Raw genomic sequence first — 14,105 nt, 5'->3', positions numbered from 1 at the left:
GTTGGCGATCACCAGGGAGCAGCCCCGTCGATATGCCCTACATGAGATCGCCGCCGTCAGCGTCGACTCGCTCCGCACGCCGGTTGGGGTGCCAGCGATGCCAGCGCGAGGCATTCAGCCAAGCGCCTCGATGAGCTCGTGGCATGCCCGCGCGCACCGGTGGCATACCGCTGCGCACACGCGGCAGTGCTCATGGCGCCCGGCATGGCTATCGCACTCTTGTGCACAGGTTTTGCAGGTGGTGGCGCAGGCTTGCAGTATGTTGCGGCTGATATTGGCGTCATAGCCGGTGTGTCGGGACAAAACCCGGCCGGTGGCCTCGCAGACATCCGCACAGTCGAGGTCAGTGCGGATGCACTTGGCCAGCTGGTCGACCGATTCTTCACCGAGACAGGCATCTGCGCACGCAGTGCATACCTGCGCGCATTCGATGCATGCCTCGATACAGGCGACCAGCTTGTCTCGGTCTACGCCACCGAGGTCTTGTGGGTAGGTTTCCAGCATGCTGCCCGTGGTGCTCATGTGCCCCTCCTTGGAGTCGATTGCTGCGTTCTCGTTGACAGCAACGCTGTACCCGGGGCGGGTATGCACCTAAACCACGCCGGTCTGCCCCGACGCTGGGGACGCGGGGCGCAACACGCGATCGAGCTGGACTGTCCCGCAAACCGTTTGCGCACGTAACCCCGGTGTATATGGTGCGCGGGTGGGACTGTCGCTGGCACCGGGCGGCTGTCATGCCAGGTGGTCTCCCACGCGTTCGTCCTGCCATGGGCAGCGCTCCTACCGTGACGCATGTCAGCCTGCGCAGCCTGCGACGAAACCCACCAACCGTCGGCGACACCCCGGTCACGCTCACCTCGGGGATGAAATCGACGATCTTCACAGGCCCATCCGCGAGGCGTTCATGACGGCGCACCGCCAGACTGCGGCGCGGCTCGCCGCGCGTCACGTCGCCGCGTTGCACTCGAATCATCAAGTGGTCCTGACCGGACCGCAACTGGTCGCCGACGCGATCATCCGAATCGCCGGCGACCAGCGCGCCACCACGTAATGACCGGCACCGGCTCGGTGCACCCTTTAGGTGGTGTAGTTGAGGCTGGTCATCATGCCAGCGTCTTGATGGTAGGTGTTGTGGCAGTGGATCATCCAGTCGCCGGGGTTGTCGGCGACCAGCACGGCGTTGACTTTCTGGTTGGGTAGCGCGATGACGGTGTCTTTGCGGGCGCCCAGGCTGCCGTCGGGTTTGATCATTTGGAAGGTGTGGCCGTGCAGGTGCATGGGGTGCCACATCGTTGTGGAGTTGGTGAACCGCAAGGTGCCGCGCTGTCCTTGTTTGATGGTCAGCGGCGGGTTGTCGGGGTAGGGCTTGCCGTTGATCGACCAGTCGTATTTCATCATCGACCCGGTCAAGTCGATGTCCAGGTCGATGTCGGAGTTCGTCGCCCCCAGCGTGGCGGTCGGGGTGGCGGTGAACATGTCCACGGTGCCGATCCGGCGGTTGAGTTCGGGCGGTTGAAAGTCGGCGTCGGGGGGTGTGCCGGCCGCGGTGGACAGCAGCGCCCGGCCGAGCGCGTTCTTGCCTTCGGCCAGCGCCACTAACGGGAAGACGCCGTCGCCGGCGGTGACAATGACGTCGTAGCGTTCGCCCATCCCCAGCAGCAGCGCATCGACCTCGGTGGGCACGACCGGATAGCCGTCGGTGTGGGTGACCGTCATGACGTGTCCGGCCAGCGCGACCCGGAAGGCGGTGTCGGAGCCGGCGTTGATGAACCGGATCCGGATCCGCTGCCCGGGTTTGGCGTCGAACGCGGTCGGTGCGGCGGGGATGCGCCCATTGATCAGGTAGTACGGGTAGGTGACGTCGCCGGCGTCCCCGCCCAACAGGGTGCTCCCCGCGGCGGGCATGTCGGGCATGCCGGGCATGGTGTCCATCGAGGGCATCTGGTGTCCGCGCAGGTCGTCGTAAATCTGTTGGGGGCTTTTGCCGATCCCGTCGGTCCAGTCATCGAGGACCACGATCCATTCGGCGTCGTAGTTGCCCGGCTCAGCGGGGTCATCGACAATCACCGGAAAGTACAGGCCGGTGTCGGCGTCCAGGCCGGTGTGCGGGTGCGCCCAGTAGGTGCCCGAATGCGGCAGCGAGAAGCGGTAGGTGAAGTCGGTGCCGGCCGCGATGTTGGCGGAGGCAGGGGTGGCGCCGTCCATGTCGTTGCGCAGCGCAATGCCGTGCCAGTGCACCGAGGTGGGGTGGGAGAGCCGGTTGGCGACCGTGACAGCGAGTTCGTCGCCGACATTGGCCCGGATCAGCGGGCCGGGGAGGATGGCACCGTAGCCCAGGGTCTGCGCGAGCGGGCCACCGAGGTCGATGGTCGCAGGTTGGGGTGTCAGCGTGGCAGTCACGGTGCGACCGGTGTGCGGGCGGGCCGCTTCGGCAGCGGCGATCGCAGCGTCGAGATTTGCCTCGGATGGCGTCGAGCGGCCGCAGGCCGCCAGCACCACCCCGGCTCCGCCGACCAGCGAGGCGGTGATAAATGCCCGCCGGTTCAGCCGAAGGTCATTCCACGTCGATCCGCTCACGCCCACTCCTCCATCGTTAGTGCCCGCCATCCGGTTAGGGCTCCCGCTATTGGTGATCGGCCCCCTCCGGTACACGCGCTGCTGTCGCGGCGGCGTGTCCGGTTGTGCCTTCTTTCGTCGGCTACTGGCTCACACGTCGTGGCCGTACGGCCGGCCTCCCTGCCCCGCGTCGGCCGACTGCTGATGCCCTCCACCACCGTGGCCCTGTGTCTGATGTGGTTGGCCAACACTCGGGGAAGGCAGCGCAGCAACGCTGACGTCCGGGCGCAGGTCTAGACGCCGCAGCAGCTGGGCGTTGAGCGCGACGACAATGGTCGACAGCGACATCAGGACCGCGCCCACCGACATGGGCAACACGAAGCCCACCGGGGCCAGCACGCCGGCGGCCAGCGGAACCGCGACGAGGTTGTAGCCGCCTGCCCACCACAGATTTTGGGTCATCTTGCGGTAGGTCGCCTTGGACAGCTCGATGACTGAGAGGACCGAGCGCGGATCCGAGCTGGCCAAGATGACGCCCGCGGAGGCGATCGCGACATCCGTGCCGGCGCCGATCGCGATGCCCACGTCGGCTTGCGCCAGCGCGGGCGCGTCATTGACACCGTCACCGACCATCGCCACCTTGAGACCCTCGCGCTGCAGCTCGCTGACCTTGGCCGCTTTGTCCTCGGGTCGCACTCCGGCGAAGACCCGGTCGATACCTAGCTCACTGGCCACCGCGTGCGCGACCGCTTCCGCGTCGCCGGTGACCATAGCGACCCGGATACCGAGCCGGTGCAGGGCGTTGACGGCCTGCGCGGACTCCTCGCGCACCGCGTCGGCCAGCTTCAGCGCCCCGATCACTGCGCCGTCGGCTACGACATGCAAGATGATCGCGCCCTCGTCGCGCCACGGCCGCACCTGCGGCAACTCGTCGAGGTGCTGCTCGGCCAGCATCGAGGGGCCACCAACGTGCACGACCCGGACACCGACGGTGGCGGTCACCCCGACGGCCGGCGACGACACGAAGTCACTCGCCTTGGGCACCGACAGCTCACGCCAACGGGCGGCGTCCACGATCGCGCGAGCCAGTGGGTGCTCGCTATCAGATTCCGCGGCGGCCGCCAGGGCCAGCACCTGGTCTTCTGAAAAGTCGGGTGAACCGGATTGTGCAATGACGTCGGTCACCGCCGGCTCACCCTTGGTCAAGGTCCCGGTCTTGTCGAACAACACCACGTCGACGGTGCGCATGCTTTCCAGCGCCAGCCGGTCCTTGATCAGCACGCCGCCGCGGGCGGCCCGCTCGGTGGCGATGGACACCACCAGCGGGATGGCCAGCCCCAGCGCGTGTGGGCAGGCGATCACCAACACGGTGATCACCCGGGTCACCGCCTGGTCCGGATAACCCAGCAAGCCCCACACCACCGCGGTGATGACCGCCGCGCCCAACGCGAACCAGAACAACCATCCGGCGGCCACGTCAGCGAGCCGCTGCGCCCGCGACGACGAGTTCTGCGCCTGCATGACCAGCCGTTGGATCCCGGCCAGCGCGGTCTGGTCACCGACCGCCGTGATCTCGACCCGCAACCCGGAGTCGGTGGCGACCGTCCCGGCAACCACGCTGTCACCGGTTGAGCGGCGCACCGGACGGGATTCACCGGTGACCATAGACTCGTCGAGGTCGGCGACGCCCTCGACCACGGTGCCGTCGGCCGGGACGGTGCCGCCCGGACGCACCACCACCAGATCACCCACCCGCAGCTCGGCCGGCGCGACGGTGACCACCGTGTCACCCTCGACGCGCTCGGCTTCATCGGGCAACAGCGCCGCCAGTGAATCCAGCGCCGACGTGGTCTGCGCCAGCGACCGCATCTCCAGCCAGTGACCCAGCAGCATGATCACGATCAGCAGCGCCAGTTCCCACCAGAACTCCAACTGCCGACTCAGCACGCCGAGGCTGGCGCCCCACGACGCCACGAACGCCACCGTGATCGCCAAGCCGATCAGCAGCATCATTCCCGGTGCCCGCGAACGGATCTCGCTGACGGCGCCCGTTAAAAAGGGCGCGCCGCCCCAGAAGTACATGATCGTGCCGAGTATGGGTGCTACCCAAGCCACGCCAGGGAGCGCCGGAATCGTGTAGCCGACGATCATCGCGAACATGCCCGACAGCGCAACGGTCGGGATCGCGAGTACCAGCATCACCCAGAACAGTCGCCGGAACTGCGCGGCATGATCCCCGTGACCATGTCCAGCGTGGTCGGCGTGAGGCGGGGCGTCGGCGTCCATCAGCATGGCGTGGCCGTGTCCGTGGTGTGCAGTCATACCGCCAACATATACCCGTATGGGGTATTCATAGCAAGCCGTCACGGATGCCGCGCTCCCTCTGGTGGGCGCGCGCCGGACTGCGTCGCCGCGGCGGGGCGGGACGAACCCGGTCGCAGTCCGTCCCGCCCGCCATCCAGCGCTAGAAGAGACCGCTCAGCACATCCCCGGACCCCAACAGGTCCAGGAAGGCGCCGGGGTCGAGGGCGTCCGCCGCGGCGCTGGCCGCGTTGGTCGGCAGATCCGCCGTGCCCACCGCAAGCGCTTCGGCCAGCCGTGCCGGCCAGTCCACCAGCAGCACGTCAAAGAGGCTTCCGTCATTGAGCAGCCCACCGAACACGTTGGGGGTGTCGGGGACCTCCCACCCATTGATCAGGGCGTTCATGAGATCAGCGGGGGCGCTGAGCAGCGCATTCAGGTCTCCGCCGACAACCTGTGTGATGGTGTTCGCCAGCTGGTAAAAGACCCCGATCACCGGTTCCATCAGAGTCGCGCTGAAATCCTTTATGAAGGACCACGCATCGAGGGGCCCGACAAATTCCGAAACGGCGCTCGAGACGTTCTCCAGCATACGGGCAGGAATGGACAGCACAGGAGCCATGGCCTTCCCGATGTCCTCGAGACCGTAGAGGGCCCAGACGTTGAGGTCGTTGAAGACTCCGAAGGCGTTGCCGTCCGCCGCGTAGTCGGACATGCGTTCCAGCAGAGTTTCCAGCCCCGGATACTTGAAGGGATCGCTTTCAACTCCAAATAGCATCTTCTGCAACGCCTCACCGATACCCGCAAAGCCTGAGGTGACGGTCCTGGTCATGGGTTCTCCATCGACAATTCTCACGTCGAGCGGGACGTTTTCCATGCCGATGATGAGCTGGCCGTAGTCCTTCAGATTGCCGCCGATCTGCTCCAGCATCGCGGGGATGCTGGAGTTGCTGACCAAAGCCTCGATGTTGCCCCCCGCCCGCTCGAATACCGAGGACCAGCCCATGAAGTCGTCGGCGCCGGCGGTCAGGTGAACATGTCTGTGCTGCATATCGGACGGAACGGGTGCGGCCGGATTGACGATAATCAGGCCGGCTCCTACCAAGGCGACCCCTGCTGCCGCGAACCGGCCGGTGCGGGTGGCGCCGGATCCGGTCGGAGCGGATCCCAGAACTAATGACACGACATCTCCCTTGCTGATTATGTGTGTGCGCCATGAGCAAGGGCGCACGCCACCTGAGAACCGGTATACGGTATACCGGCATATAGTATAGCGAACATAGGGTACCCTACCCTAATTCGAAGGTACTTCCCTAGTGGCCCGGGTCGCGTTCACCGACATCGTCGAGGAGGTGATTCGCACCTGATTCGGGCTCCAGATCCTGGTGCTAGTCGCCGATCGCGGCATGATCACCGCCGCCCCCGGAGGCGGGTTCAGGGTTGTTGTTGAGTTCCCGGATCGCGTCGATGCCATTTCAACTGGATCGCCGCGCTACGCGCCCCAGCCGCCGCCACACTCGCCGCCGATGACGGCCTCCTGCAACCCGACCAATCACACCTGATCTCGGACATCGCCCAATGGTTCTACCAAGTCGTCGCCTCAGAGAACGCGACCCCGTAGCGCACCGAGCCGTCGAAGTCGGCGAACAGTAGGCGCGCCAGTTCCAGGCGGGACTCGTAGATGACGTGTCGCCCCTCGGTTGCGGACCAGTAAGTCCCCGAATAGTGCTTCTGCCCAGCACGCCATCGAAATTCCCGCCAGGGGTAGGCCGTCACCAGGGTCACGGGATCGACGTCGGCAAGCGCCACCGTGGACACATCGCCGGTCGGAGCGGTTCGGAACCGCACCGTTATGGTCGCAGCGAATCCACCCGCCGAAACCATGTCCCCGCTACCGCTCGGTAGACCCTGCGCCCGCAGTCATACCGGAAGGATGGCACTACGACACTGGGCTACGCGGAAGGTGGACCGGCGTGTCTCAGCGCCGCTTCAAATTTGAAGTCCCCTGGAAGTCAGGCGTGAGACTTTGAAGTCCGGCGCGAGACCGTACATGTCTGTAGGGTCTCAGCCCGCGTGTCATGTGGCAGCACTCTGAACTGCGGCCATGCAGGTTGTCTCACGTGGTGTCATCTCGTCTTGTCTCAAATTCGTGTCATTTCCTCGGCTGTACCGACGACGCGTGGCTTACGTAAAGAAGCCGAGGATAGCCGTGGCCGGCAATGCGCACATCGTTTCGTCACATGACTTACCAGGTCTGTCGGCTCCGTGGCTCTTGGCCTAGTTTTCGACCGTTGTCAACGCCATTGCTCGATCCCCGGCCTACTTGCGGCCTCCCCGTCGAAAACCAATCTGTCGGTGTTCGACGGTAGGTTGACGCTCGCGTGCTGTTCATCCAGCTGGTCCTTTCTCCCACCTACGCCCGGCTGGTGCAGCCAGACTCAACGGAGGCAGCGTGGGGAAACGACCCCGGAAACGGCGCAGGAGGCACGGCGGCCATGCGCGCCAGCTGAACCCTCTCGGACTTCCCCGGCGGGATCTGCCACCCGATCTCGCGGAAATGGTAAGAGTCTTCGCTCTCTTCAACGATTGCGGGTCTGCCGAAGCAGCACGGGCACTCCTACGCGATCAGATCCAAATCGGTGTTGCTGCGATGGCCGCTGTCGTGGCTGATGCCGATGCCTTCGATGTGATCGAGCTGATGCGCCTACGCGAACTCTCCTTCGCGGCCGATCCGCAGGCGGCCGCTCCCGGTAGCAGCGCCCTAGCCATTGAAATCGTCGCCGCTCTGCTTCTAGCGCGGGATTCCCGCAAGCCGAGCCCGGTACCTCGTGACCAAACCCGGCCGCATCTCGCAGTGCGTGAGCTCCACGATCGCGCGCAGCGTCTGACCCGACTCGCACAGGCCAGGCAGCTTGTCGAGGCACGCCTCAGTGAGGACCCTCTCGCCAGGCTCGCGGCTCAGTATCAGGGTGCGGTGCTGAGCATCCGAAACATGCAGTACGCCAGTGTCCGAGATGCCCACGAAGCCGCGTTGTTCAACAATGACCGAGGTGCCGCGCTCATGCGGAAGCACCTTGGATACGCCTATCCCGATGTCGTTGCCGTTCGCGCGGCCACAACGTCTCTGTCGTCGGATCGTATGACCGCACTGCGCGACCGAACAGCCGAAATCATGATGCGGCACCAAGGTGTTCCGCCAGCACAGGTGCCCGCAGACGACGCCAACGAGGTCATGTCGCAGATCATCTCGCTGATGTTCCTGCCGGGCGATCGGGCCACGCTCGCCGCCCGCGATGTCGCGACCACAGCGGGTGTGAGCGAGGAGACTGCTCGCGCCGTGCTGGACTCATACTCACAGCCTTTCGATTCATCGACCTCCGCAGCTGATCGTGTCTACGACATGCTGGTCGGGACGAATCCATTCCTCATGACACCCCTGGTGTCCGACGGAGCCGGCAACTTTGTGTTGACCTCGAACGAGATCGGCAATGATTCCTTGCGGCGAATCTTCGAGCGAGCGCTGAATTCCGACAGCAGAGATTTCGGCTCGTACGAGAAGAAGCTCCGACTACCGACGAGCGAACGGATCGCTGTCGATGCGCTCGCAACAATCCTCGATACGCCACCGGCCCAGGCTGGATTCACTTACTGCGCACACACTGGTGCCGGTCTGGTCACGCTCCTGAACTCCGATTGCTCAGACCCGGCCACCGTCGGCAAACAAGTCGAGGGCGACGGCCTTTTCATCGTCGACGATGTCGCAATCGTGGTCGAGACAAAGGGAAGGTCGATGGCCGATCAATCACGACGCGGCGACGTGAAGCGGCTCTCACGCGATCTGACGGCGACCATTGGCGACGCCTGCGGTCAGGCAAAGCGCGTGCAGGAACTCATCGAAGCCAACCACGGCATTTGGCTGGGAAACACGACATGGCTTGACCTGTCCCACATCCGAGAAGTGCGGTCCGTAGTTGCACTCCTTGACGATGTAGGCCCCCTCGGTACCGCAATCGGCCAGCTGCAGGAGGCTGGGATCATCAGCCAGATCAAACCTCCATGGATCAGTTCGCTCCACGATCTGGCAACCATTGCGGCAGTCTGCGGCCGGCCGGCAGAGTTCCTGCACTACCTCAGAGTCCGGACTGACAGTCCGGCAACCAGCCACTTCTGGGCGCTCGACGAACTCGATCTCTACATGCTTTTCATGCAAGGCGGTCTCTGGGTCAATCAGGATGAGGCCAACGGTGTCAACATGGTCGATGATCACTGCGCTGAGCTCCACGCGTGGATGGACCGGCATGAAATCAACGCGATCAGCGATCCCGCGAGGCCCTCCTTCAACGCAGTCCCTGAGATTCTCGATGTCGTTGATGCCATATCGACGGCGCGCGAACCGGGTTGGCTACGCTGCGGTGCCGATCTCCTGTCCCTGGCAGGCGAGACTCAACAGCAAGTCCTCGACATAATCACGGAGCTCCGCCGCCGCACCGAGGCCGATGGCAGCTACCACCACTGCCTCCTCTCATTCAAGAGCATGTGGGGACGGCCCAGATTTTTCTTTGCCGTACATCCCCTCGATATGGCCGGCCAAGAAGTTACACAGCGACTCTCCACGTACATGGCGTCCAAGTCCTCCGAGATCCAGGCTGAGCGCTCCTACGGCCTCATCTTCGGGCCGCAGGGCCGAATAGAGCAACAGCTGTACCTCTAGCAATCCATCAACAGTCGAGTTTCCCTTCGAGCTTCGTCCCTGGACAGACCACCGCCGCCTGCACCACGCCACCGTCGTCATCACTACCGCATGAAAGACGCCCAACACCGAAAGGAGCAACCCAAACCAACCTAGGAGCTACCGCACGGGGCTCGTACTTGCATCTGGTCAGCAACGGATCCATCAACTTGGCCATTGACCTTTTAGGTAGCCCAGGATGGTCCGGATTGCTATGCAAGCATCGCTCTTGCTGGGCGCCACAAAGATGCGCGAAACGCCGGAGTCACAGTCCCGTTCGCCGTTCCTCCCAGTCCTGACAGGGCGTAGGTGATGCCTTCGCCTTGCTGTCGATAAGCCTGAGCATCATGGGTGGCGGCCCACAACCATCGTCTAGAACGGTGGCTCTGCCGTGTCGACGCCCCACGGATCAGGTTCCTGGGGAAGCGCTTTCGCTGGCAGTGGCAAATTGGTGACGACATAGAGATTGAGGATGTCGGCTCTGTCCATGAATAAGATTTGGCTGCGCTTCGCAGCGTCGAGAGCATTACCAAGCCAATTACGAGCGGCCTTGGTGATCTCGCCTCCGGCAACGATGAAGGCGTGGTCGACGAGCACCCGCCGGTTGATCTCCGGATCGAAGATCTCGTGCGCCAACATCATCAGTGCCTGGTTATGGATCTCGGCCATGTTCGCGTTTCCCACCTTGGTCACGCCGGATGCGTCGAGCTTGCCCTTCTTCGCTTGAATGCCGAAGTAGAGGACGTGTTGTGTCGGCAGGGTGTACCGCATCCAGATGTCCTTGCCGTATTCCATCGCCTTGTCCTTGTGCCCGGCTGCGGTGATGCGATGAAAACCTAGCTGGCGGAATAGCGGAAGGAGGACTTCCTCGATTAGTTCATCTTCGCTGCAAGAGTCGAGATAGGCCTCCAGAAGATGGCGGCGTTCCTGCTCGGCGACCGTCAGCGGGCGATGAGGATTGGCTTGCAGAGCCGTGACGGTGTCAGTTCCGACATGGCGCAGATAGCAGTGGCGATCATCGCCGTAGAACGCTTCAAAACCCTCTCGGCCGAGCACGTCGTTGAGCTGGCGGAGAGCATTGGATCGGTCTGCGCCCTCGTTCGTCGCATCCGACGGGCTCATGAGGTGGTCGATGAGGCGGCAGAACATCTCCGGCGGATGTGCGGGCCCATCGTGCGGTTCGTCGAGCATGGCTTCGATCACCCCGGCAACCCACCGGTTACGGGTCGTTCCGTCGTGGACGTAGTCCGTACCCATGTCCTCGAAGAATTCGGTGATGTACATGCTCGACCTGTACGGGAAATACTTCGGACTCTCTCCGAAGGTAGAGCCGTCAGAGCCGAGATTGCCACATACCAGGTCACCTAGTGCTTCTAGGTTTCGCCGTTTGAACTTCATCACCATCGATTGTCCCGGCCACTGCGTCGCCAGCACTAGCAGGCGCGCAGGCCACCGGTGGGATTTCGCAAGCGGCGAAACTGCGGCACCGCGGCTATATTCCCAAATCGGGTCTGCGCCGTCCTCGCTGGTCTGACCATCAGCCGATCTCGCAGCAGTCGTCGCGAATCCGTGCCCACCAGACACCGTCCGGGTTGAGGTGACCAGCGGGTGGAGGCGTGGCGGTCTCGCCGTCCCATTCGATCGCGTAGCCCGTCATGTTCCTGCGCCAACAAGATGTCGCGCGTCAAATTTAGTCATCGCATCGATTGCCCCGGGGGCTGCAATGCTCCCAAATCAATGTACTTATTACATGCTATTATTGACATCCGGGGACTGTCATAGCGCGATCATACTGCATTAATTAGATGCATGAAGGCGGCCGTTCTGAAGCTAAGAGTCGGACTCGACGCCCCGCAGGCCGGTCGGCCAACAACGTCCGTTCCCGCCGCGGCGCGTCTGCTCAGGATAGATGTGCGGACAGTGAGGGCGAGGATCGCGCGCGGCGAACTAGCCGGAGGCGCAGAGGCGAAGGACCGTCGGCTGCGGTGGTTCGTCTACTCCGATGCGCTGATGGTCGACGTCGGGCACCCGGACGAACAGCGTGGCGACGTTCGAGACGCGGCGATCAAAAGAGCGGCTTCACTTCTCCTGCAAGCGCATGCGGAACTGCAGGCAGGCCTTGGCCGCGACAGTAAGGATCTCGACCACCTCGGGCGTGCTCGCGCTGAATTGATTGCCCATAAGAAGGCAGTGACGAAGTCGTTGGACCATCTCCAGGCGGCCTTGGCGCTCATTGTCGACGGACCAACGGACCCGAGCCGGGACCGAGAGACGGGGACGCCCTGATGACCGTGTACGTCGATGACATGCGCATGCTGGCCACGATTGGGCGGCTCAACGCGCGATGGTCACATCTTACCGCCGACACTGAAGAGGAACTGCACGAATTCGCCGCCATGTTGGGTCTGCCACGCCGCACCGCGCAGTTCCCCGGTACGTGGAAATCTCACTACGACGTCACCGATTTCAAGCGAAATCGGGCGATGGAACTCGGCGCGGTCGCCATCGGCTATAGAAGCACCGGGGCGGTGGCGTTGTTGCGCCGTAAACGCGCGCTTCAGCCCCCCTTGGTCCAACTCGGGTTGCCACTCGATCTTTCATCTCAACGGCCCGGCACACAGCGCGGGACGGCAAGCACGCGATGGCCGTCGTAGTGACGCAGATGCGACACGCCGCAAGCTGATCGCCGGCGCGAACGACCGGCTGGGATAGTGACGCAATGGCATTGGCTTTCACGGCGGGGACTGTCGACGACCTGCTCCGGGAGACTTACACCGCGATCCGCAAAGAGGGGCAACCTGTTTCGTCGACGCGAGCACCAAGCCACGAGCTGATCGGGGTCTCCTTGGAGTTAACCGAGCCCCGCTGCCGGCTGAGTCGGACTGAAACCCGGCGCCGTTCAGTCGCCGGAATCGCCGAGTTAGCCTGGTATCTGAGCGGCACGATCGACCCGGCCATGATCGTGCACTGGGTGCCCAGGCACCAGGACGAGGTCGAAGAAGACCGCACCATCCGTGGCGCCTACGGCCCGCGAATGTTCGGCACTGGGAAAAACGCTCAATTCCGCACAGTACTGGATTTGCTCACGACTTCGAGTTCGTCTCGTCGCGCGGTTATTCAGCTGTTCGATGCAACCGACCTCGCGGGCCCGCGACGATACAAGGACGTGCCGTGCACGAGCACACTGCAATTCTTTGTCCGGGACGCTCGATTGCACCTGATGGTCACGATGAGATCGAACGACGCCTACGTCGGGTTACCGCTGGACGTGTTCTCGTTCACCATGCTGCACGAATTGATGGCCGGTGAACTCGGCGTCGGTATGGGCCGCTACATCCACAGTGTCGGCAGCCTGCACATCTACGACTCCGACGGCACACAGATCGACGGTTTCCTCGCCGAGGGGTGGCAAAGCACAGACACCCCGATGCCAGCCATGCCAGCGCACAGTCTCACTCGCCATGTCCCACAATTCCTGGAAGCCGAGCAGCAGATCCGCGACGGTGCGCCGTTCGCCGACGTTACTCTCCCGTCGGACCCGTACTGGGCGGATCTCACTCGCATGCTCGCTCTCACCTCGGCGCGCAGACGAGGTGAACCCGACGAGGTCGCCACCGTCAAAGAGTCCATTGCTGCACCCTTCTTTAGCGAGTTCCTCCGACGAGATTAAGGCTTCTCCCACAATGTATTCGCCGCTGGTTCGTCTGATCGACCAAGCCTCCACGTTCACGCCCTCGGACTGCATCCTCGACTGGGCGAGCCCGGTCCCGTTCTTCGGCGACGTCGACCAGGCCCGCGTTGCCACCGTCGGCATCAATCCGAGCAACCGAGAGTTCGTCGATGCAGCAGGCCGCGAACTGCACGGCGCCGGGCGCAGGTTGAGCACCCTGGCCTCGCTCGGACTGCCACGATGGTCACAAGCTACCGGACAGCACCTGAGCGAGATCCGCCGCTCGTGCACGCGATACTTCAGAACCAACCCCTACCGTCGCTGGTTCGATGTGCTTGACTGCACGCTGCGGGCAGGCCAGTTCTCGTACTACGACGGCAGCGCCTGCCACCTGGACCTGGTCGCACTCGCTACCCGGGACAAGTGGGGCACCATCGATTTGCAGATGCGGCAGGATCTGATCAACGACGGAAAACCCGTTCTAGCGCAGATCATTCGCGATAGTTCCGTGACCACGTTGATCCTCAACGGGCGTTCGGTAGTGACTGAATTCGAGTCCTTCGCCAGCGTCCAGCTCACCGCCGAACCGATTGACAGTTGGACCTTGCCGCGAAAGAACGGCAGCGGCGTCAACGGCTACTTGTTCACCGGGACCATATCTGCCCTGGGCGGTGTCGATCTGGGGCGGCAGGTCTCCGTCTACGGCTACAACCACAATCTGCAGAGCAGTTTCGGCGTGACCTCTAAGGTGATCGACCGCATCGGAGTTCGGTTAGGAGACCTCATTGCCGCGTCCAGCCGTTAGCCCGTTCGATCGGCCGTTGGCCCAACGCCTTCGGGAATCCCTCG

The 14,105-nt window shown here is 63.5% G+C and carries 11 protein-coding genes and 1 pseudogene; 6 read left to right on the top strand and 6 right to left on the bottom strand.

Translation table 11 applies throughout. The annotated features are described in order from the left end of the window. Positions 1-114 precede the first annotated feature (114 nt). Positions 115-522: a four-helix bundle copper-binding protein gene (locus tag ACZYY4_RS12505; RefSeq protein ID WP_463810301.1), complete on the bottom strand. Its 408-nt coding sequence runs from the start codon at positions 520-522 to the stop codon at positions 115-117. Between the two features lie 382 nt (positions 523-904). Here ACZYY4_RS12505 and ACZYY4_RS12500 point away from each other — a divergent pair, with 382 nt between their 5' ends. Beyond that, on the top strand, positions 905-1,051 hold the full coding sequence (locus ACZYY4_RS12500; protein ID WP_463810300.1) for a hypothetical protein: 147 nt from the start codon (positions 905-907) through the stop codon (positions 1,049-1,051). 26 nt (positions 1,052-1,077) lie between these two features. On the opposite strand, the gene ACZYY4_RS12495 is transcribed toward ACZYY4_RS12500, so the two are convergent. The 4 genes and pseudogenes from ACZYY4_RS12495 to ACZYY4_RS12480 form a co-directional block, all read right to left on the bottom strand. Further along, positions 1,078-2,607: a multicopper oxidase family protein gene (locus tag ACZYY4_RS12495; RefSeq protein ID WP_463810299.1), complete on the bottom strand. Its 1,530-nt coding sequence runs from the start codon at positions 2,605-2,607 to the stop codon at positions 1,078-1,080. A gap of 99 nt (positions 2,608-2,706) precedes the next feature. Further along, positions 2,707-4,878, bottom strand: a complete 2,172-nt coding sequence (locus ACZYY4_RS12490; RefSeq protein WP_463810298.1) for a heavy metal translocating P-type ATPase — start codon at positions 4,876-4,878, stop codon at positions 2,707-2,709. Between the two features lie 142 nt (positions 4,879-5,020). Continuing rightward, positions 5,021-6,040 (bottom strand): hypothetical protein, encoded by a 1,020-nt coding sequence (locus ACZYY4_RS12485; RefSeq protein ID WP_463810297.1) that lies wholly within the window; start codon positions 6,038-6,040, stop codon positions 5,021-5,023. Between the two features lie 425 nt (positions 6,041-6,465). Continuing rightward, positions 6,466-6,636: pseudogene (locus tag ACZYY4_RS12480) on the bottom strand (TnsA-like heteromeric transposase endonuclease subunit); the annotation flags it as partial. Positions 6,637-7,507: 871 nt separating this feature from the next. On the opposite strand from ACZYY4_RS12480, the gene ACZYY4_RS12475 reads away from it, so the two are divergent. Then, positions 7,508-9,568 (top strand): hypothetical protein, encoded by a 2,061-nt coding sequence (locus tag ACZYY4_RS12475; RefSeq protein WP_463810296.1) that lies wholly within the window; start codon positions 7,508-7,510, stop codon positions 9,566-9,568. Positions 9,569-9,958: 390 nt separating this feature from the next. On the opposite strand, the gene ACZYY4_RS12470 is transcribed toward ACZYY4_RS12475, so the two are convergent. Further along, positions 9,959-10,870 (bottom strand): hypothetical protein, encoded by a 912-nt coding sequence (locus ACZYY4_RS12470; RefSeq protein ID WP_463810295.1) that lies wholly within the window; start codon positions 10,868-10,870, stop codon positions 9,959-9,961. Positions 10,871-11,395: 525 nt separating this feature from the next. On the opposite strand from ACZYY4_RS12470, the gene ACZYY4_RS12465 reads away from it, so the two are divergent. The 4 genes from ACZYY4_RS12465 (at position 11,396) to ACZYY4_RS12450 (ending at position 14,061) form a co-directional block, all read left to right on the top strand. Further along, complete coding sequence (locus ACZYY4_RS12465) at positions 11,396-11,872, top strand: hypothetical protein (RefSeq protein WP_463810294.1); 477 nt, start codon at positions 11,396-11,398, stop codon at positions 11,870-11,872. Next, positions 11,872-12,240 (top strand): DUF4031 domain-containing protein, encoded by a 369-nt coding sequence (locus tag ACZYY4_RS12460; protein ID WP_463810293.1) that lies wholly within the window; start codon positions 11,872-11,874, stop codon positions 12,238-12,240. Before ACZYY4_RS12465 ends, ACZYY4_RS12460 begins: the two co-directional genes overlap by 1 nt. Before the next feature lie 65 nt (positions 12,241-12,305). Next, positions 12,306-13,256, top strand: a complete 951-nt coding sequence (locus ACZYY4_RS12455; RefSeq protein WP_463810292.1) for a thymidylate synthase — start codon at positions 12,306-12,308, stop codon at positions 13,254-13,256. After that, the gene (locus ACZYY4_RS12450) at positions 13,216-14,061 is read left to right on the top strand and encodes a hypothetical protein (protein WP_463810291.1); all 846 of its coding nucleotides are present in this window, start codon (positions 13,216-13,218) and stop codon (positions 14,059-14,061) included. The genes ACZYY4_RS12455 and ACZYY4_RS12450 overlap by 41 nt, the downstream gene beginning before the upstream one ends. Positions 14,062-14,105: the final 44 nt, after the last annotated feature.

The sequence above is a fragment of the Mycobacterium sp. IDUB_21 genome (genome assembly GCF_055419425.1).
Note: the sequence above shows the minus strand (reverse complement) of the source record. Positions and strands in the feature narration are given on the sequence as shown.

What these genes read in the sequence shown, in the direction of transcription:
- ACZYY4_RS12505 (WP_463810301.1), bottom strand. Translation starts at nt 522, where the DNA reads ATGAGCACCACGGGCAGCATGCTGGAAACCTACCCACAAGACCTCGGT.
- ACZYY4_RS12500 (WP_463810300.1), top strand. Translation starts at nt 905, where the DNA reads ATGACGGCGCACCGCCAGACTGCGGCGCGGCTCGCCGCGCGTCACGTC.
- ACZYY4_RS12495 (WP_463810299.1), bottom strand. Translation starts at nt 2,607, where the DNA reads ATGGCGGGCACTAACGATGGAGGAGTGGGCGTGAGCGGATCGACGTGG.
- ACZYY4_RS12490 (WP_463810298.1), bottom strand. Translation starts at nt 4,878, where the DNA reads ATGACTGCACACCACGGACACGGCCACGCCATGCTGATGGACGCCGAC.
- ACZYY4_RS12475 (WP_463810296.1), top strand. Translation starts at nt 7,508, where the DNA reads ATGGCCGCTGTCGTGGCTGATGCCGATGCCTTCGATGTGATCGAGCTG.
- ACZYY4_RS12470 (WP_463810295.1), bottom strand. Translation starts at nt 10,870, where the DNA reads ATGTACATCACCGAATTCTTCGAGGACATGGGTACGGACTACGTCCAC.
- ACZYY4_RS12465 (WP_463810294.1), top strand. Translation starts at nt 11,396, where the DNA reads ATGAAGGCGGCCGTTCTGAAGCTAAGAGTCGGACTCGACGCCCCGCAG.
- ACZYY4_RS12460 (WP_463810293.1), top strand. Translation starts at nt 11,872, where the DNA reads ATGACCGTGTACGTCGATGACATGCGCATGCTGGCCACGATTGGGCGG.
- ACZYY4_RS12455 (WP_463810292.1), top strand. Translation starts at nt 12,306, where the DNA reads ATGGCATTGGCTTTCACGGCGGGGACTGTCGACGACCTGCTCCGGGAG.